The 19,475-nt window shown below is 37.6% G+C and carries 14 protein-coding genes, 4 tRNA genes and 3 rRNA genes; 10 read left to right on the forward strand and 11 right to left on the reverse strand.

The genetic code is table 11. The features are described from left to right. The first annotated feature begins 99 nt into the window (after window positions 1-99). From ACNH59_RS02220 to ACNH59_RS02265, 10 genes are all read left to right on the forward strand, one after another. A complete protein-coding gene (locus tag ACNH59_RS02220; RefSeq protein WP_418263830.1) occupies window positions 100-702 on the forward strand; it encodes an REP-associated tyrosine transposase in 603 nt (200 codons plus the stop codon). A 227-nt stretch (window positions 703-929) separates the two neighbouring features. Next, a complete protein-coding gene (locus tag ACNH59_RS02225) occupies window positions 930-1,271 on the forward strand; it encodes a type II toxin-antitoxin system RelE/ParE family toxin (RefSeq protein ID WP_418263831.1) in 342 nt (113 codons plus the stop codon). Window positions 1,272-1,273: 2 nt separating this feature from the next. Continuing rightward, window positions 1,274-1,564, forward strand: coding sequence for a helix-turn-helix domain-containing protein (locus ACNH59_RS02230; RefSeq protein ID WP_418263832.1), 291 nt, complete (start codon window positions 1,274-1,276; stop codon window positions 1,562-1,564). 508 nt (window positions 1,565-2,072) lie between these two features. Continuing rightward, window positions 2,073-2,471: a DUF2721 domain-containing protein gene (locus tag ACNH59_RS02235; RefSeq protein ID WP_418263833.1), complete on the forward strand. Its 399-nt coding sequence runs from the start codon at window positions 2,073-2,075 to the stop codon at window positions 2,469-2,471. A 121-nt stretch (window positions 2,472-2,592) separates the two neighbouring features. Beyond that, complete coding sequence (locus ACNH59_RS02240; RefSeq protein WP_418263834.1) at window positions 2,593-3,978, forward strand: DUF1800 domain-containing protein; 1,386 nt, start codon at window positions 2,593-2,595, stop codon at window positions 3,976-3,978. A 12-nt stretch (window positions 3,979-3,990) separates the two neighbouring features. Beyond that, the gene (locus tag ACNH59_RS02245; protein WP_418263835.1) at window positions 3,991-5,157 is read left to right on the forward strand and encodes a DUF1501 domain-containing protein; all 1,167 of its coding nucleotides are present in this window, start codon (window positions 3,991-3,993) and stop codon (window positions 5,155-5,157) included. A 62-nt stretch (window positions 5,158-5,219) separates the two neighbouring features. Beyond that, a complete protein-coding gene (locus ACNH59_RS02250; protein WP_418263836.1) occupies window positions 5,220-6,110 on the forward strand; it encodes an EamA family transporter in 891 nt (296 codons plus the stop codon). Between the two features lie 178 nt (window positions 6,111-6,288). Next, window positions 6,289-6,567 (forward strand): DUF2805 domain-containing protein, encoded by a 279-nt coding sequence (locus ACNH59_RS02255; RefSeq protein WP_418263837.1) that lies wholly within the window; start codon window positions 6,289-6,291, stop codon window positions 6,565-6,567. Between the two features lie 95 nt (window positions 6,568-6,662). After that, the gene (locus ACNH59_RS02260; RefSeq protein WP_418263838.1) at window positions 6,663-8,519 is read left to right on the forward strand and encodes a peptidase M61; all 1,857 of its coding nucleotides are present in this window, start codon (window positions 6,663-6,665) and stop codon (window positions 8,517-8,519) included. 40 nt (window positions 8,520-8,559) lie between these two features. Further along, window positions 8,560-9,273 carry a DUF4369 domain-containing protein gene (locus ACNH59_RS02265; RefSeq protein ID WP_418263839.1) on the forward strand — a complete coding sequence of 238 codons (714 nt, stop codon included), beginning with the start codon at window positions 8,560-8,562 and terminating at the stop codon, window positions 9,271-9,273. A 1,130-nt stretch (window positions 9,274-10,403) separates the two neighbouring features. Here ACNH59_RS02265 and rrf read toward each other — a convergent pair. The 11 genes from rrf to ACNH59_RS02320 all read right to left on the reverse strand — a co-directional run bounded on the left by rrf (window position 10,404) and on the right by ACNH59_RS02320 (window position 19,419). Beyond that, window positions 10,404-10,513: ribosomal RNA gene (gene rrf / locus ACNH59_RS02270) — 5S ribosomal RNA — on the reverse strand. A 183-nt stretch (window positions 10,514-10,696) separates the two neighbouring features. Continuing rightward, window positions 10,697-13,579, reverse strand: a 23S ribosomal RNA gene (locus ACNH59_RS02275). A gap of 193 nt (window positions 13,580-13,772) precedes the next feature. Then, window positions 13,773-13,846, reverse strand: a tRNA-Ala gene (locus ACNH59_RS02280). 101 nt (window positions 13,847-13,947) lie between these two features. Beyond that, window positions 13,948-14,021 (reverse strand) — tRNA-Ile (locus tag ACNH59_RS02285). A gap of 130 nt (window positions 14,022-14,151) precedes the next feature. Then, window positions 14,152-15,665, reverse strand: a 16S ribosomal RNA gene (locus ACNH59_RS02290). Together the 16S, 23S and 5S rRNA genes with 2 tRNA genes alongside form the textbook arrangement of a ribosomal RNA operon. A gap of 1,002 nt (window positions 15,666-16,667) precedes the next feature. Beyond that, a tRNA-Thr gene (locus ACNH59_RS02295) sits at window positions 16,668-16,741 on the reverse strand. Between the two features lie 144 nt (window positions 16,742-16,885). After that, a tRNA-Thr gene (locus ACNH59_RS02300) sits at window positions 16,886-16,959 on the reverse strand. A gap of 78 nt (window positions 16,960-17,037) precedes the next feature. Next, window positions 17,038-17,304: a hypothetical protein gene (locus ACNH59_RS02305; protein ID WP_418263840.1), complete on the reverse strand. Its 267-nt coding sequence runs from the start codon at window positions 17,302-17,304 to the stop codon at window positions 17,038-17,040. A 56-nt stretch (window positions 17,305-17,360) separates the two neighbouring features. Beyond that, window positions 17,361-18,323: a type I phosphomannose isomerase catalytic subunit gene (locus ACNH59_RS02310; RefSeq protein WP_418263841.1), complete on the reverse strand. Its 963-nt coding sequence runs from the start codon at window positions 18,321-18,323 to the stop codon at window positions 17,361-17,363. A 224-nt stretch (window positions 18,324-18,547) separates the two neighbouring features. Then, window positions 18,548-19,012 (reverse strand): peroxiredoxin, encoded by a 465-nt coding sequence (locus ACNH59_RS02315; RefSeq protein WP_418263842.1) that lies wholly within the window; start codon window positions 19,010-19,012, stop codon window positions 18,548-18,550. Then, window positions 19,009-19,419 (reverse strand): 6-pyruvoyl trahydropterin synthase family protein, encoded by a 411-nt coding sequence (locus tag ACNH59_RS02320; protein ID WP_418263843.1) that lies wholly within the window; start codon window positions 19,417-19,419, stop codon window positions 19,009-19,011. The genes ACNH59_RS02315 and ACNH59_RS02320 overlap by 4 nt, the downstream gene beginning before the upstream one ends. Window positions 19,420-19,475: the final 56 nt, after the last annotated feature.

Consider the following 19,475-nt stretch of genomic DNA (forward strand, 5'->3'; position numbering starts at 1 on the left):
AATCGTTAAAAAAGTCTCCCGACTTTTACACAAAATATTGTTTTAAAAAATTAAGAGTACTATGTTTTTTTCGATATAAAACAATTAAGAAGATTTAAAATGAAAGAAGGTTACGTAATTAGAGACCAAACATTGCCGCATTTCATAACAGCAACAGTAGTAGATTGGGTCGATGTTTTTACAAGACCAGCATATAGAGACTGCGTTATTGACTCTTTGGATTATTGCATCAAAAACAAAGGAATGATTTTGTATGGATATGTAATCATGAGCAATCATATTCATCTCATTGTTCAATCAGAAAGCGGACAATTATCGGATTTAATAAGAGATTTTAAAAAATTTACTGCCAAAACAATTTTAGAAAAAATTCAAACAGAACCAGAAAGCCGCAGAGATTGGATGTTAGAAAGATTCAAATTAGCCGCCGAAAAACACACACGGAATAAGAATTATCAGTTTTGGCAAATTGGCAATCATGCCGAGGAGATCTATACTAATCCCTTTATGTGGTCAAAATTAGATTACATACATCTTAATCCTGTTAGAGCAGGAATTGTAGATAAAATTTCACATTACCTTTATTCAAGTGCTAGTAATTATATAAATGATATGGGCTTAGTACAAATAGAAAAAGCTACTAACCCCGTTGTTGACGTTTTGAGTCCATTATCATTCACAAAATACAATCAACAAGAGTAGTTAAAAGTCAGGAGACTTTGGGACGAATTTATTATACAACACGATTTTTAAAATTTCGCAAAGTCAGAGACTTTTGCGAAGCAGGTTTTCGTTAAGCCGAAAACTGATAGGTTACGAACTTCCAGCCATCTCAAAGCAGCGAAACGTTGGCAGATATAGCCCCTCACAACGAAAATAAACAACTAAAAATTTGGAAATAAAGTAACTTTTAAGTTACCTTTGAAAAAATGAAAGTACGTGAAGTAATAGCATATGAAAATCACTTTGAAAGTTTTCTGTTAAAACTACCAAAAAAGGTTCAAGATAAAATATTCAAAATAATTGAAGCTATCGAAACTTTAGAAAGAGTTCCTTCAAACTATTTAAAATCAATGGAAGGAACAAACGGCTTATATGAAGCACGAATCCAACTTGGTTCTAATATCTGGAGAGTGTTTTGTTTCTTTGACAATGGAAAACTTGTGATTCTGTTAAATGGATTTCAAAAGAAAACGCAGAAAACACCAAAAAATGAAATTGAAAAAGCTTTGGGCTTAATGACAAAATATTACAACGAAAAATCTAAATAATTATGGAAACTAAAAGTTGGAAAGAAATTAAAAATAATGTTTACGGTGAAAAAGGAACCGAAAGACGTGACGAACTTGAAAGAGAATTCCAAGGTTTTAAAATTGGTTTACTTTTGAAAAAAGCTCGTGAAGAAAAGCATTTGACGCAAACTGAATTGGGCGATTTAGTTGCAAAAAAAAGAGAATATATCTCTAGAATTGAAAATAACGGAAGTAATTTAACTCTTAAAACTTTATATGACATAGTTGAAAAAGGACTTGGAGGAAAAGTGAAAATCCAAATCGAACTATAAAGCTACATCTGCCAACACACGTAGCCGTTGCGCCCCCCACAAGAATTTAGGATTCAAAAATCAAACCTAAAAACAAGCTCGTTTACCCTGCTTTCGCCTTTATCTCTTCCCAGCTCTTCGAAGAGTAACTAATATTATAAGTGCTGCGCAAATGTCTCTGACTTTGCGCAATTTTAAAATGTTATTATAAACGAAATCGTTCAAAAAGTCTCTGACTTTTAAATAAAGGGTTATTTTTAAGAGGTTACAAATCGATAAAGCTACAAACCGCTCTTCGAACAGTACCTAAACATAATTATAAGTGCTGCGCAAATGTCTCTGACTTTGCGCAATTTTAAAATGTTGTTATAAACGAAATCGTTCAAAAAGTCTCCTGACTTTCGTGCAAAATGTTGATTTAACCAACCTACTAGTTTGCACTAGCAGATTTTTTTTTTGTTTTATGGACATGCTTTTTTTAAAATAGAATCACGAACTTTGAACAACACGCAATCCTTTAAAAAAAATCATGAACTTACATATAGAAACACCTGCCTTACTTTTCTCAGCCACTTCCTTAATATTATTGGCTTATACAAATCGTTTTTTGACTGTTGCAACCATCGTAAGGAGCTTGAAGGACACCTATGAGAAAGAAGAAAGCAGAATTATCTTGCTAGAAATTAAAAACCTTAATTTAAGACTAACACTTATTCGTTACATGCAATTATTTGGTGTTTGCAGTCTGTTTCTATCGGTATTTTCCATGCTGTTATTATTTATCACCCAACAAGAAATTGCACTCTATTTATTTGGTTTTAGTTTGTTGAGTTTATTAATATCACTAGGACTTTCCTTCTGGGAAATTAGCATTTCCGTTCAAGCTCTAAAAGTACATTTGAGTGGTATTATCAAAAAAAATTCATAAGGCTTAAACCTTTTTCACAAATTAGCATCCTATAGAGCAACCTATTAACAACACTGTTCTATAAAAACGTCCCATTTGACTTTTCAGACAACAGTACCATTAACCTAAAATTAAAAAAGTCATGAATAGCAATTCACTTTGGTCGCTACGCTTAGGTTTTTCAAACAAACAAGCGCCTACAATTGAGAAACTAGGCCTGAAAAAATTCCTAGAACAATCTTTCCAAATACCCTTTGACAAATCAATTCCAAGCCTGCTGGATAATAGCCCTAAAACTTATGCAGATTTAAGAGAGCAAAGGCAAAAAGCAAAAGATGGCAATGCTGAAGTAAAAAAACTCATCCAAAGAGAAGGAATCCAAACCAACCTCGAAATGAAATCTTGGTGGATTGACAAAATGCTCTCGGATGAATTTCCATTAAGAGAGAAAATGGTTTGCTTCTGGCACAATCATTATGTTGCTACCTATCAAAAAGTAAAAGTCAATTACTGGATCTTTCAACACAATCAGATACTAAGAGAACATGCATTTGGTAATTTTAAAGAATTAACCAAACTCATGATTCAATCCAATGCGATTGTTCGATACTTGGACAATCAAGACAACAAAAAAGATAAAATAAACGAAAATTTAAGCAGAGAACTCCTTGAACTGTTCACTATCGGTATTGGTAATTACACCGAAGAAGACATTCAAAACGGCGCCAAAGGTTTAGCAGGTCTCGGTCTAGGCGAGGAAAAAGCGGTCTATCGCAAATCAGCTATGGACAACGATCCTATCACCTATTTTGGTAAAAAAGGCGTTTTTAAGGCCGATGAGATGGTAGACATTATCTTTCAACAAAAAAATGCGCCCTATTTTATTACTCGTAAAATCTTAAAATGGTTTATTTATGACGAACCTAGTGAAAAGCTAGTTACCTATTACGGTGATTATTTAAAATCTGTAAATTTTGAAATCAAACCTTTTTTGACAAAAATTTTCACCGAAGAGTTCGAAAAAAACACAGCCGGCTCTAAAATTAAAAATCCATTAGAATATAGCTTACAACTGGTTTCAGAACTAAATTTGGATTTGAAAAACAATAACTTCCTCGCCTTTTTCTTAAAGCAACAAAACATGGATTTATTTAACCAGCCCAATGTCAAAGGTTGGGATGGCGGAAAATCTTGGCTCACCTCTCAAATTTATTTGCAACGAAACAACCTTGCTTTCTTGTTAACAAATGGTAGAGTTCTCAATCAAAGGCTTATGAAAGATTTCTCCAAAGCCGATAATCCAAAATTAAAAGAAATACAAGTAAACCTAGAATGGAAAAAAACCGATAACAAACAAATCATCAAGGAGCTATCAGACCGCTTATTGTTTCAAGTGGAAGACAGCACCCAAAAAGATTTGGAATCCATACTTAAATACGATTTTGATGTCAATTCCAAAAATGCAGATCAAGCAGTTCTACGGTTGTTCAACACCATCATCAAATTACCTGAATTTCAATTAATCTAAAAATCCATCATTATGAACAGAAGAAATTTTTTAGCCTTAACAGGAACTTTCACTGGTGGTTCGTTGCTTCTACCAGATTTTTTACATGCTTTTGGAACGCAACAAAACTTAATCATTGGTGATCAATGTGTGGTATTTGTACAACTCAATGGCGGAAACGATGGATTGAACACCTTCATACCTTTTGAAGATCCCAACTATTATTTTTTACGCCCAAAAATTGCAATTTCTAAAGAAGAAGTCATTGGAGCTGATAAAGGAATGGCATTTCATCCAGCACTTAAAGGTTTTGCACAAATGCTGCAAAATGGAGATTTATCGGTTTTGCAAAACGTAGGCTATCCTGAACCCAATCGTTCTCACTTTCGTTCCCAAGAAATCTGGCAAACGGCTTCGGCTTCCAATCAATATTTAAATGATGGATGGCTCGGACGCTATTTAGACCTACAATGCAAAGAACACAATCCAATTGCAGGAATCAATATTGACAATACAGACAATTTATCATTAAAAGGACAAGAACCTAATTCTATTACGGTAAAAGATCCAAACAATTTTAAAATCAAAAGAAATAAAGAGGATAATGCACAACTATCCAAAAACCCCTCTTTAGATTTTGTTCGAAAAATCGCCGACTCAGTAGTAGAAGGCTCTGATGAAATTCAGAAAGCTTTAGCCAAATCCACAACAGAAAGTAGCTATCCAAAAACAGGATTGGGTAAAAATCTGGAGTGGATTGCAAGATTGGTCAAAGGAAATTTAAATTCCAAGGTGTATTACACATCCCTAAATGGTTTTGATACCCATGACAATCAATTGCCTACACACAAAAACAAACTAACAGAGTTAAATGATTCGGTATACAGTTTTTATGAGGATTTAAAGAAGGCCAATTTGCTTCAAAATGTAACGGTTGTTGTTTTCTCTGAATTCGGACGCCGTGTCAAAGACAATAAAAATGGTACTGATCACGGAAAAGCAGCTCCTATGTTCATCATTGGCGGCAATAACAAAGGGAAGGTTATTGGCCACAACCCTAATCTAACGGATTTGGATAATGGCGATTTGAAATATGAAATTGATTTCAGAAGTGTTTATGCGGCTCTCTTACAAGAAAAACTGAATTTTGACTACACTAAAATAGGCATCAAAAATAAACCTTTGAGTGGGTTATTTTAATAAATCATACATACAAACTTCCTAACAAAACCCCTATCTTTACCTGCATTTAAATAAAAAAAATGTTTAAAAACAGTCTAATAAAAGGGGTTTTCTTGGTAGGTTTAGGAGCTAGTAGTTATGGAATACTAGCCACTTTTGTCAAAATAGCATACAAAGAAGGCTACACTACCGCCGAAGTATCGACTTCACAATTTATTCTAGGCATCATTGGATTACTACTTATTAATGGATTTCAAAAAATAACTTCCAAGAAAAAAATTCCCAAAACCTCAAAAAAGGAGATTCTAAAATTAATGATTGCAGGAACTTCCATGGGTTTCACTAGTATTTTTTATTATTTATCAGTGCACTATATTCCTGTCTCTATTGGGATTGTACTTTTAATGCAAACAGTATGGATGGCCGTAGCTCTAGAAGCCATTCTTTTGAAAAAAGTCCCCACACTACAAAAGACTTTTTCCGTTTTTATTGTGCTATTAGGGACGTTCTTTGCTACAAACCTCCTAGACAACAATTTTCAGATTGACTGGAGAGGCATACTATTTGGCTTACTTGCAGCTGCTTCTTTTACCACCACCATGTTTACCGCCAATAGTATTGTGACAACTATTTCTACAGTACAACGCAGTCTGTATATGCTAATTGGAGGCGCACTAATTGTATTAACGTTTGCTTTCTTCTATCAAAACACACCCTATAATTTCGATATATTTCTAAAATGGGGATTGCTATTATCGTTTTTTGGCACCATTATCCCTCCATTGCTGATGAATGCAGGTTTTCCGCTAACAGGTATAGGCTTAGGCAGTATTGTATCCTCCATTGAGCTCCCCGTTTCGGTTTTTATGGCCTATATCCTTCTAAATGAAAAAGTTTCTATAGTACAATGGCTTGGAATCATCCTTATTCTTTTTGCAGTAGTATTGATAAATCGCAACAAAAAGAACTAAAAAATTCTATTTTGACACAAATACATTTCAAAAAAAGCACCTATATCCCTATTTCTGATAAAATTTATAAAAAACATTAGGGTTTCTCTACAACCAATAATAATTTTTATTAATATTGGTATATAAATAGAATCATCTATACAAACATTTAAAACCAATTTGAATTAATTTTCGCGTGATGAAAAAGAGTAGCCGCAAAGAACTGAACTGGGAACAAACAGAAAAACTTGTTACATTAGCCCTAGAAGAAAAGAATCCTTTTGAAATTATCAAAAAAGAATTTGGTCTAGTTGAAAAAGAGGTTCTAGAAATTATGAAAAAAAAGATGCCCGTTGAAAAATTTGAAATGTGGAAGAAAAAAGCAACGGCAACTAAACCAAAACCCAAGCCTCTAAAAATTGATGATTTTGATGATGATTTGGACGGAAAATATTATATAAAAAATAAATTAGATTAATAATTCTTGCCAAAGCACTCCCATTAGGAGTGCTTTTTTTTAACCAGAAAAAATATTTCACCTACTCATACGGTTAAAAAAAACACCTTACAAAAATGAAAAAAATTTTCTTACTACTTGCCGCTACAACTTTATTTTGGAGTTGTAAAACAAACCTTAACAACCAATCCTCTAAACAAGAAATACAGGTCAATATAAACCTAAAAGAAATAAAAAATGACAAAGTACTGGTGACTCTTGCTCCACCAAAGATCACTAGCGAAGAAATTACTTATTCCATGCCCAAAATAATACCAGGCACTTATTCCATAGACAATTACGGGAAATACGTGGATGATTTCAAAGCCTTTGACAAAAAAGGAAACTTATTAGCCGTTACAAAAACAGATGATAATTCATGGTCTATAAAAAACGCGAAAGCATTGACTAAAATCAGTTACTGGGTCAACGACACATTTGATTCTGAAAAAGGAACCGAATTTGGTGAAGGTGATATCTTTTCTCCGGCAGGATCTAATATATTAGCAGACAAAAATATCCTTTTAAATACACATTGTTTCGTTGGCTATTTCTCCAACCTAACTACAAATCCCTATAAATTAAACGTCTCTCATCCTTCACAATTATGGGGAGCCACTTCCATGACCGATAGGGATACCAGTGATACCAGCGATGTATTTATCACTTCAAAATACTCCGAGTTAGTAGAAAATCCAATAATGTATGCAAAACCTAACTTCACTACCTTCACTGTGGACGGAATGGAAATCCTTATTAGTGTATATTCTCCCACTGGCAAAATAACCGCAGAAAGCATTACACCTGCTATGAAAACTGTCATGACGGCTCAAAAAAAATTCTTAGGCAATATCAACACCACTAAGAAATATTCCGTTCTACTTTATTTATCCGACATTGAAGGTCAGGACGCTCATGGATTTGGTGCATTAGAACACCCTACTTCAACCACTGTAGTCTTTCCTGAAGTAATCCCAATCGACCAATTAAGTGAACAAATGAAAGATGTCGTTTCTCATGAATTTTTCCATATCGTAACGCCACTAACCATACATTCTAAAGAAATTCAATTCTTTGACTACAATGCCCCAAAAATGTCTCAACATCTTTGGTTGTATGAAGGAGTTACAGAATACTTCGCTAATTTATTTCAAATCAATCAAGATTTGATTTCTGAAGAAGAATTCTATTCCCGAATAGCTGTGAAAATTGAACGTGCCAGCACTTTAAATGACTATATGCCATTCACTACAATGAGTGCCAATGTCTTGCAAAGCCCTTATAAAGAACAATACCTTAATGTATACGAAAAAGGTACTCTTATAGGGATGTGTATCGACCTCATTATCCGAGAAAAAAGTAATGGCGAAAAAGGAATATTAGACCTTATGCACCAACTATCTCAAGAATACGGAATCACAAAACCATTTGATGACAACGAACTTTTTGACAAAATCACAGAGCGCACCTATCCAGAAGTGGGAACTTTTCTAAAAACACACGTATCTGGCCCAACACCAATACCCTATAATGACTACCTTGCCAAAGTGGGAGTAACTACCACAACCGTAAAAGTGGTGGCTCCTATATTTATAAAAGGACAATCTCCTTATATCAATATTATTCCAGAAACTAAAGAAATCATTGTGCTTCCAGAAATTGAGTTAAATGACTTTTTTAAAGAATTAAATCTTAAAGGTAACGACATCATTTTAAGTATCAACAATACAAACTACAATCTTGATAACATCTATGACCTTTTAAATGAAAGCCAGAACTGGAAAGAAAATGACATCATAACAGTAAAAATAAAACGTGATGGTAAAGAACAACAAATTAAAGGCAAAGTAAAACTACCATACGAGGACCAAGAAACATTCAAACCAACCGATAACAGTAAAGAAAAGCTGAAAAATGCTTGGCTAAAAGGATAATAAAATCAAAAACAACTTTAAATAAGAACCAATACAATTCATGAAAAAATTAATTTTTACCATCACTACAATAGTATTACTAGCCGCTTGTTCCAAAAAGGAACCTAAAGGCAACTTACAAATAACAGGAAACATAAAAGGATTAAAAAACGGGAAATTATATATTCAACGCTATAATGATACTGCCTTAGTAATCATTGACAGCATTCAAATAGATGGCCAATCAAATTTTGAAACCGCCATAAATATTGATTCCCCTGAGATGCTCTACCTGTTTTTAGACCGAGGGGTAACTAACTCTATGGATAACAATATTGTGTTCTTTGCTGAACCTGGTAAAATAAATATTGAAACCGAATTAGATTCTTATTTGTTGTCAGCAAAAATTACAGGATCTAAAAACCAAGAAATATATGAGGATTATAAAAAATTAGCCACTAAATTTAAAGATCAAAATTTAGATTTAATAGAAGCAAAATTCTATGCCACTAAGTATAAAAACTTACCTAAACTTGATAGTATTAATCAAAAATTAGATCAAAACACAAAACGAAAATACTTGTACACTGCTAATTTCGCATTAAGTCATCCAGAAGCAGAAGCTACTCCATATATTGTGTTATCTGAAATCCATGACATCAACATCAAATACCTCGATACCATTCAAAAAACAATGTCCAAAAAAGTAGCACAATCACTTTATGGTAAAAAACTAACACAATATGTAAACGACTTAAAAAAACAATCCAATTAAACCCAAATGAGTATAACATGAAACCTGCTTTTTTAAGCAGGTTTTTTTTGACACTGTTTTGGGACTACGGCGGGCTTAACTACTCTGTTCGGAATAACTTTTTTCTTATTTTTTTTTAAAAAATGCTCTAAAACAAAAAACCCCGTTTCGTTAGAAACAGGGTTTTAAAGACACGAGGGCAAAGCCCGAACTGAGCGAAGCTAAAGGCGACGACATACGCTCCCACATAACTGCAGTACTCCCTATGTTTCGGGACTCCGGCGAGCTTAACTACTCTGTTCGGATTAACTTTTACCTTATTTTTTTAAAAAATAAAACAAAAAAAGCTATAAAACAAAAAACCCTGTTTCTAACGAAACAGGGTTTTAAAGACACGAGGGCAAAGCCCGAACTGAGCGAAGCTAAAGGCGACGGATCGAACGTAGCGACACGTCGCACCTATAAAAAAAGCCTGTCTTAAAAAAGACAGGCTTCAGCTAAAAAAAAGGCGACGACATACTCTCCCACATAACTGCAGTACTCCCTATGTTTCGGGACTCCGGCGAGCTTAACTACTCTGTTCGGATTAACTTTTACCTTATTTTTTTAAAAAATAAAACAAAAAAAGCTATAAAACAAAAAACCCTGTTTCGTTAGAAACAGGGTTTTAAAGACACGAGGGCAAAGCCCGAACTGAGCGAAGCTAAAGGCGACGGATCGAACGTAGCGACACGTCGCACCTATAAAAAAAGCCTGTCTTAAAAAAGACAGGCTTCACTAAAAAAAGGCGACGACATACTCTCCCACATAACTGCAGTACTCCCTATGTTTCGGGACTCCGGCGAGCTTAACTACTCTGTTCGGATTAACTTTTACCTTATTTTTTTAAAAAATAAAACAAAAAAGCTATAAAACAAAAAACCCTGTTTCGTTAGAAACAGGGTTTTAAAGACACGAGGGCAAAGCCCGAACTGAGCGAAGCTAAAGGCGACGACATACTCTCCCACATAACTGCAGTACTCCCTATGTTTCGGGACTCCGGCGAGCTTAACTACTCTGTTCGGATTAACTTTTACCTTATTTTTTTAAAAAATAAAACAAAAAAAGCTATAAAACAAAAAACCCTGTTTCGTTAGAAACAGGGTTTTAAAGAAAGGCGACGACATACTCTCCCACATAACTGCAGTACCATCTGCGCAGGCGGGCTTAACTACTCTGTTCGGGATGGGAAGAGGTGAGCCCCGCCGCAATAACCACCTTAAGATTATAGCCCCCTCCAACTCCCCCAAAGGGGGAGAGCCAACCGCGTGATGTTTGGCGTTCCTTTACTAAAAAAGGCATGGAGGGACAAATATCTTAACATACTGAGATAAAGAAAATTTTATTTATTAGAAAGTTTCGCCAGCCCTCTTGTTCCCCCTTCGGGGGTTAGGGGGCTGACCTTGTACATAAGCTTACAGGTTATTAGTACTACTCGACTATGACATTACTGCCTTTACATCTATAGCCTATCAACGTGGTCATCTCCCACGACCTTTAAAAGAAATCTCATCTTGTGGTGGGTTTCGCGCTTATATGCTTTCAGCGCTTATCCCTTCCAAACGTAGCTACTCTGCAGTGCCACTGGCGTGACAACAGATACACTAGAGGTTTGTCCAATTCGGTCCTCTCGTACTAGAATCAGATCCACTCAAATTTCTTGCGCCCACAGTAGATAGAGACCGAACTGTCTCACGACGTTCTGAACCCAGCTCGCGTGCCACTTTAATGGGCGAACAGCCCAACCCTTGGGACCTTCTCCAGCCCCAGGATGTGACGAGCCGACATCGAGGTGCCAAACCCCCCCGTCGATATGAGCTCTTGGGGGAGATCAGCCTGTTATCCCCGGCGTACCTTTTATCCTTTGAGCGATGGCCCTTCCATGCGGAACCACCGGATCACTATGCTCTACTTTCGTACCTGATCGACCTGTATGTCTCTCAGTCAAGCTCCCTTATGCCATTGCACTCTTCGCACGGTTACCAAGCGTACTGAGGGAACCTTTAGAAGCCTCCGTTACTCTTTTGGAGGCGACCACCCCAGTCAAACTACCCACCAAGCAATGTCCTCCGCAACGCGGAGTTAGGCCTCAGATAAACAAAGGGTTGTATTTCAACAATGACTCCACAACGCCTAGCGACGCCACTTCACAGTCTCCAACCTATCCTACACATCATTTATCCAAGGTCAATACTAAGCTATAGTAAAGGTGCACAGGGTCTTTTCGTCCCACTGCGGGTAAACGGCATCTTCACCGTTACTACAATTTCACCGAGCTCATGGCTGAGACAGTGTCCAGATCGTTACACCATTCGTGCAGGTCGGAACTTACCCGACAAGGAATTTCGCTACCTTAGGACCGTTATAGTTACGGCCGCCGTTTACTGGGGCTTCAATTCAATGCTTCTCCGAAGATAACATCTCCTCTTAACCTTCCAGCACCGGGCAGGTGTCAGGCCCTATACTTCATCTTACGATTTTGCAGAGCCCTGTGTTTTTGATAAACAGTCGCCTGGACCTCTTCACTGCGGCCAGCATTGCTGCTGGCGACCCTTCTCCCGAAGTTACGGGTCTATTTTGCCTAATTCCTTAGCCATGAATCTCTCGAGCACCTTAGAATTCTCATCTCGACTACCTGTGTCGGTTTGCGGTACGGGTACTAATTACCTGAAGTTTAGAGGTTTTTCTTGGAAGCCCTTAGGCGCACTATCTCTTTGTCCGAAGACTCCGAGTACTATCGTATTTCCCCAAAAACCGTGGATTTGCCTGCGGTTCTTATAGGTAGGTACTTCAACGAACTATTCCGTCAGTTCGCGGCGCTTTCATCACTCCGTCACCCCATCACAGTAATTAGTAGTACGGGAATATTAACCCGTGGTCCATCGACTGTCCCTTTCGGGTTCGCCTTAGGTCCCGACTAACCCACAGCTGATTAGCATAGCTGTGGAAACCTTAGTCTTTCGGTGTGCGGGTTTCTCGCCCGCATTATCGTTACTTATGCCTACATTTTCTTTTCTAACCAGTCCAGCTCTCCTTACGAAAAACCTTCAACCCTGTTAGAATGCTCCCCTACCACTTTGTATTGCTACAAAATCCATAGCTTCGGTAATATACTTATGCCCGATTATTATCCATGCTCGTCCGCTCGACTAGTGAGCTGTTACGCACTCTTTAAATGAATGGCTGCTTCCAAGCCAACATCCTAGCTGTCTGGGCAGACAAACCGCGTTCTTTCAACTTAGTATATATTTGGGGACCTTAGCTGATGGTCTGGGTTCTTTCCCTCTCGGACTTGGACCTTAGCACCCAAGCCCTCACTGCTGGTAAACATTATATAGCATTCGGAGTTTGTCAGGAATTGGTAGGCGGTGAAGCCCCCGCATCCAATCAGTAGCTCTACCTCTATATAACTTATAACCAGCGCTGCACCTAAATGCATTTCGGGGAGTACGAGCTATTTCCGAGTTTGATTGGCCTTTCACCCCTACCCACAGATCATCCCAAGACTTTTCAACGTCAACGGGTTCGGTCCTCCACTTTGGGTTAACAAAGCTTCAACCTGTCCATGGGTAGATCACACGGTTTCGCGTCTAACACTACTGACTAAAGCGCCCTATTCAGACTCGCTTTCGCTACGGATCCGTGGCTTAACCACTTATCCTTGCCAGCAACGTTAACTCGTAGGCTCATTATGCAAAAGGCACGCCGTCACCCCACCAAAGGGCTCCGACCGCTTGTAAGCGTATGGTTTCAGGATCTATTTCACTCCGTTATTCACGGTTCTTTTCACCTTTCCCTCACGGTACTGGTTCACTATCGGTCTCTCAGGAGTATTTAGCCTTAGCGGATGGTCCCGCCAAATTCAGACAGGGTTTCACGTGCCCCGCCCTACTCAGGATACCACTATTTATTATACTCGTTACCCATACGGGGCTATCACCCTCTATGGCGTCACTTTCCAGTAACTTCCGGTTCCTTGTACATAAAATCTCGTGGTCCTACAACCCCAACATTGCCGTAACAACATTGGTTTGGGCTAATCCGCGTTCGCTCGCCACTACTTACGGAATCACTTTTGTTTTCTTCTCCTCCGCCTACTTAGATGTTTCAGTTCAGCGGGTTTGCCCACCTATCGGTGTACTATGTCTTCAACATAGTGGGTTGCCCCATTCGGATACCTACGGATCAATTTGTGTGTGCCAATCCCCGTAGCTTTTCGCAGCTTATCACGTCCTTCTTCGCCTCTGAGAGCCTAGGCATCCCCCATACGCCCTTATTTTGCTTATTGTACCAATCATAAAATTAATTATGACCGTTATTTTTTGTCTTTTGCTATCACTAGCAAAAAACTCTTTCTACTTATTTTTTACTTTTCTTATCTCAATATGTCAATGAACTTTAAGCCCCCTCCAGCTCCCCCGAAGGGGGAGAGCCGATTGCTCTGTATTCCTCCCTTTTGGGGAGGTTAGGAGGGGCCTTTGTGGAGAATAACGGAGTCGAACCGTTGACCTCCTGCGTGCAAGGCAGGCGCTCTAGCCAGCTGAGCTAATCCCCCGTATCTAGTTGTCAGTTAACAGTATTCAGTTAACAGTTTTTTGAAACGGTTCACTTTTCGTGTAACTCAACCTCTAAAATTTCCTCTTAAGTATAAAATAGTAGTCCCGGGCAGACTCGAACTGCCGACCCCTACATTATCAGTGTAGTACTCTAACCAGCTGAGCTACGAGACTCTGTTTTTACTTAATTCTTTTTTCAATTTCTTTAAATTAACAGCAAGAGTAATAAATTCTCAATATTCTAAATCCGAAAGATTCTTCGTCTTTTTCCCTAGCGTGCTAAAAGCTAACACTAAGGCTCTAGAAAGGAGGTGTTCCAGCCGCACCTTCCGGTACGGCTACCTTGTTACGACTTAGCCCTAGTTACCAGTTTTACCCTAGGCAGCTCCTTGCGGTCACCGACTTCAGGCACCCCCAGCTTCCATGGCTTGACGGGCGGTGTGTACAAGGCCCGGGAACGTATTCACCGGATCATGGCTGATATCCGATTACTAGCGATTCCAGCTTCACGGAGTCGAGTTGCAGACTCCGATCCGAACTGAGAACGGTTTTGTAGATTCGCACCTGGTCGCCCAGTGGCTGCTCTCTGTACCGTCCATTGTAGCACGTGTGTAGCCCAAGGCGTAAGGGCCGTGATGATTTGACGTCATCCCCACCTTCCTCACAGTTTACACTGGCAGTCTTGTTAGAGTTCCCGACTTGACTCGCTGGCAACTAACAACAGGGGTTGCGCTCGTTATAGGACTTAACCTGACACCTCACGGCACGAGCTGACGACAACCATGCAGCACCTTGTAATTTGTCTTGCGAAAGATCTGTTTCCAAATCGGTCAAACTACATTTAAGCCTTGGTAAGGTTCCTCGCGTATCATCGAATTAAACCACATGCTCCACCGCTTGTGCGGGCCCCCGTCAATTCCTTTGAGTTTCAAACTTGCGTTCGTACTCCCCAGGTGGGATACTTATCACTTTCGCTTAGCCACTGAGATTGCTCCCAACAGCTAGTATCCATCGTTTACGGCGTGGACTACCAGGGTATCTAATCCTGTTCGCTACCCACGCTTTCGTCCATCAGCGTCAATCAATTAGTAGTAACCTGCCTTCGCAATTGGTATTCCATGTAATCTCTAAGCATTTCACCGCTACACTACATATTCTAGTTACTTCCTAATAATTCAAGTTTAGCAGTATCAATGGCCGTTCCACCGTTGAGCGATGGGCTTTCACCACTGACTTACTAAACCGCCTACGGACCCTTTAAACCCAATGATTCCGGATAACGCTTGGATCCTCCGTATTACCGCGGCTGCTGGCACGGAGTTAGCCGATCCTTATTCTTACGATACCGTCAAGCTCCTACACGTAGGAGTGTTTCTTCTCGTACAAAAGCAGTTTACAATCCATAGGACCGTCATCCTGCACGCGGCATGGCTGGTTCAGACTTGCGTCCATTGACCAATATTCCTCACTGCTGCCTCCCGTAGGAGTCTGGTCCGTGTCTCAGTACCAGTGTGGGGGATCTCCCTCTCAGGACCCCTACCCATCGTAGCCTTGGTAAGCCGTTACCTTACCAACAAGCTAATGGGACGCATGCTCATCTTTCACCGTTGTGACTTTAATTATAAAGTGATGCCAATTCATAATACTATGAGGTATTAATCCAAATTTCTCTGGGCTATCCCTCTGTGAAAGGTAGATTGCATACGCGTTACGCACCCGTGCGCCGGTCTCTAGGTCCGAAAACCTATACCCCTCGACTTGCATGTGTTAAGCCTGCCGCTAGCGTTCATCCTGAGCCAGGATCAAACTCTTCATCGTATATTGTGCGTCCGCCATAGCGGACTATTAATTGTCGACTCAGTATCTATCGGTTTTTATTCGAATCTATCGATTCTATTACTCTTATTCTTTTGTTCTAACATCTCTGTTAAAACGGCTGTCAATTCAATATGTCTAGGAACGTATTCTTCTTTTTTTATCCTCGTTAACCACAATTTAATGTGTTTCTCGAAGCGGGTGCAAAAGTAAAAAACTCTTTTGTTTCTGGCAAGAAAAAATTAAAGTTTTTTTTTTAGAATTTTATTTCTATTTCTTTAACCTCTCTTATCAATAACTCAATGAACTTCTCTATTCTTGCGGGGTGCAAATGTAAAACGTAAATCCTAATCTCACAAGCTTTTTTTGATATTTTTTCTAGAAGAATTTCTCCCTCTTTATTTCTCTTAAAACCTGTCAGTATTTCTAGGAACTTATTCGCTATTGCGGGTGCAAAAGTAGTGAGTCTTCCCAATTAAACAATACCCCACAACAACCTTTTTTTAATCTTTTTTACAATATGCTGGAAATGCATTGTTTATGTTTTTATATTTGTAGGAATTTGGAGCTTTTATTATCGAGAATACTATGGACTATATCTTAGTTACTCGTATTATTAGACCATTTTCAGTATTTGCGTCTGATTATTTCAGGGTCGGAACTGTAATTCTATATCATTACAAGAGTACTTCAGCATTATTACATAGCAATCTGTATCCTATTTTAAACCAAATAAAACTAAACAGACTTCTTTTCATGATTAATTTTAATCTATACATAGTATACGCTATTTATTTTTCACCATAATACCAAAAACAAAGATTCAAATCAAAGCTTTTAGATCGCAATTTAGAGGAGTTAGAAAAATTGATTTTTTCCTGTATAGATTATCTAATACTTCTACCTAATCCCCAACTTTTGAACTTGATCCCAAAATATCCCGAACAAGAACAAACAGACTACAAACAAAAAAACCACCTAACAAAAGTTAGATGGTTTTCTTTGAGCCGGCGGAGGGACTCGAACCCACGACCTGCTGATTACAAATCAGCTGCTCTAGCCGACTGAGCTACGCTGGCATTTATTTCGGGTGCAAATATACATATGAATTCCTAATCTCCAAATAAAATAAACAAATAATTCAAACTCTTTTCACGCCTGAATAACCCATCTTTTTACACATAAAAAAAACCACCTAACAAAAGTTAGATGGTTTCATACTGAGCCGGCGGAGGGACTCGAACCCACGACCTGCTGATTACAAATCAGCTGCTCTAGCCAACTGAGCTACGCTGGCGTCTCATTACGGGTGCAAAGATACAGATGAATTCGATATTTCCAAAATAAATCTGTCTTTTTTTGCAGTTTTTAATAACTACAACTCGTTTATTTTAGCAATTAATTGATTTGCAACTTGTTCCAATTCTACATTAATTTGCTTGAAATGTGCTTTTTTGTTTTCAACATCTTTAGCATTCACTTTTGCGATCAAAGCATCAAATGCAGCGATAGCTTCATCTATTAAATTATTTGTTTCTTCAGTTGGTTTTCCTGTTGAAGTTAATTCATATAAATATACTGCTTCAATAATATCACCTAAAACGTAATTGATATCTTTTTTTAAATTCTTAACGTTTGCCATTTTTCTTTAATTTTAATTTGCGTCTGCAAAAGTACATATAATCTTTCTATTCCTTACTATGAAATATAAATTTCTAAAAGAGAAGCGTTTCCACTTAACTCATAAGCCTTTAATACAGCAGGAACAAGAACCGTGTCGCCCTTCGAAAACTTGTATTTTTGACTATTTACCTCAATTTGAAAGGCACCATCAATACACATATAAACGGTAAAACTTTCTCCTGTTTTACTTACCAAAACTGTTCCTTCCAAAGGAATTGAATTCGTACTGAAGTATTTACAGTCTACAATTGAATTAGATTGGTTTACTTTATTTTTATATTTTTTTTGAGTGTTTACTTTATTATAATTAATGGCATCTAATGCTAAATCAATATGCAATTCTCTCAAATTCCCGTTGGCATCTACTCTATCAAAATCATAAAGACGATAGGTAATATCAGATGTTTGCTGAATTTCAGCAACTACTAATCCTGCACCAATTGCATGAACTGTTCCTGTTTCAAGAAAAAAAACATCTCCTTCACTTACATTCACAGTATCCAGGATTGACAACAATGTTTTATCTTCAAGGTTTTTGACATATTCGACGGCATTCGAATCTTCTTTGAATCCTACAATAATACGTGAATCCTTGTCCGCCTGCATAATATACCACATTTCAGTTTTCCCAAATGAATTGTGACGTTTTTGAGCCAACTCATCATTAGGGTGCACTTGAATCGAAAGATCTTGATTAGCATCCAAATACTTAAACAATAATGGGAACTCTAAACCAAACCTTTCATAAACTGCAGTTCCTAAGATATCAATTGGGTTTGACGCAATTAATTCAGTCAACAAACTCCCCTTTGATTCACCATTCGAAACCATACTCACATCTCCTTCAACTGCTGACAATTCCCAGCTTTCGCCAGTTATACTAGAAGTTATTGATTTGTTCAAATAGGTTTTCAATTTCTCTCCTCCCCAAATTCGCTCCTTTAAAATGGGTTCAAATTGTAATGGATATAAATTCATATATTAATATTTATAATAAAAGAATTATTTACTTAACCCATTGGGTGAAATTAAATTAATAGTTTTATACATCTACATCACATGGACCTTGTCGAAAGGCATCTTACAAGAAGTCCTAAACTCCCGAAATTTCGGGACAGAATGACATTTTAGTTGTAAATAACTTTAGATTTAATTGGAATCGCCATTTTATAAGGGACTCAGATTAATTTCACACAACGGATTTATTTATTTGTTAATTCCTTGATTTTATTTAATGCGTTTATAATATGCTTCCTTCCAAAAATTGAATCAAAAACCATCTGAACTACTCCTGTTTCATCAACTACAAAAGTCACTCTTCCTGAAACTAATCCAAAAAATCGAGAACCAACTCCAAATTGCTTCTTGATTTTCTGATCTTTATCGGACAACAATAGAAATGGAAGTTTGTACTTGCTAGAAAACTCTTGATGTGATTCTTGGTTATCACTGCTAATCCCTATTACCTCAGCACCCATATCAAGAAAATCTTGATAACTATCTCTAAAACTACAAGCTTGAGCTGTGCAAATAGCCGTATCATTTTTGGGATAAAAATAAATCACAGCAATTTTCTTCCCAATGATCGTCCGACTATCGAATAATTCCCCACGAACATCTCTTGCTGTAAAAACGGGTACTTTATCTCCTGTTTTTAAAGTCATCATTCTCCTCTATAGGTTACAAAATTCCTTGGTGTTTCATACAAAACCACTTCTAATTCAAAATCCGTTTGAATTCTTTTTCGAATTTTGTCCCATATCACTACTACAATATTTTCTGCAGTAGGATTTAGATTTTCAAATTCAGGAACATCTAAGTTTAAATTTTTATGATCAAAAGGAACTTCAACTTCCTCTTTTATGATTTCTGATAATATTTTAACATCTATTACAAAACCTGTTTCTGAATCTATCAAACCTGTCACACTAACAATGAGCTCATAATTATGACCGTGGTAGTTTGCGTTATTGCATTTCCCAAAAACAGCATCGTTCTTTTCAAAAGACCAATCTTTACGATACAGTCTATGTGCCGCATTGAAATGTGCCTTTCTGCTTATGGTAACTTTCATATACTACTGTTTTTAATTTATAATTGTTTTGGCCTACAAGCTGTATTCGATTCGTA

Origin of the sequence: Flavobacterium faecale (assembly GCF_048320115.1) — a bacterium.
Lineage (GTDB): Bacteria > Bacteroidota > Bacteroidia > Flavobacteriales > Flavobacteriaceae > Flavobacterium > Flavobacterium faecale_A.

Bases quoted from the DNA above. Each gene is read 5' to 3' on its own strand.
- ACNH59_RS02310 (WP_418263841.1), bottom strand. From the start codon at position 18,323: ATGAATTTATATCCATTACAATTTGAACCCATTTTAAAGGAGCGAATT.
- ACNH59_RS02260 (WP_418263838.1), top strand. From the start codon at position 6,663: ATGAAAAAAATTTTCTTACTACTTGCCGCTACAACTTTATTTTGGAGT.
- ACNH59_RS02305 (WP_418263840.1), bottom strand. From the start codon at position 17,304: ATGGCAAACGTTAAGAATTTAAAAAAAGATATCAATTACGTTTTAGGT.
- ACNH59_RS02315 (WP_418263842.1), bottom strand. From the start codon at position 19,012: ATGATGACTTTAAAAACAGGAGATAAAGTACCCGTTTTTACAGCAAGA.
- ACNH59_RS02265 (WP_418263839.1), top strand. From the start codon at position 8,560: ATGAAAAAATTAATTTTTACCATCACTACAATAGTATTACTAGCCGCT.
- ACNH59_RS02235 (WP_418263833.1), top strand. From the start codon at position 2,073: ATGAACTTACATATAGAAACACCTGCCTTACTTTTCTCAGCCACTTCC.
- ACNH59_RS02240 (WP_418263834.1), top strand. From the start codon at position 2,593: ATGAATAGCAATTCACTTTGGTCGCTACGCTTAGGTTTTTCAAACAAA.
- ACNH59_RS02245 (WP_418263835.1), top strand. From the start codon at position 3,991: ATGAACAGAAGAAATTTTTTAGCCTTAACAGGAACTTTCACTGGTGGT.
- ACNH59_RS02230 (WP_418263832.1), top strand. From the start codon at position 1,274: ATGGAAACTAAAAGTTGGAAAGAAATTAAAAATAATGTTTACGGTGAA.
- ACNH59_RS02255 (WP_418263837.1), top strand. From the start codon at position 6,289: ATGAAAAAGAGTAGCCGCAAAGAACTGAACTGGGAACAAACAGAAAAA.
- ACNH59_RS02220 (WP_418263830.1), top strand. From the start codon at position 100: ATGAAAGAAGGTTACGTAATTAGAGACCAAACATTGCCGCATTTCATA.
- ACNH59_RS02225 (WP_418263831.1), top strand. From the start codon at position 930: ATGAAAGTACGTGAAGTAATAGCATATGAAAATCACTTTGAAAGTTTT.
- ACNH59_RS02250 (WP_418263836.1), top strand. From the start codon at position 5,220: ATGTTTAAAAACAGTCTAATAAAAGGGGTTTTCTTGGTAGGTTTAGGA.
- ACNH59_RS02320 (WP_418263843.1), bottom strand. From the start codon at position 19,419: ATGAAAGTTACCATAAGCAGAAAGGCACATTTCAATGCGGCACATAGA.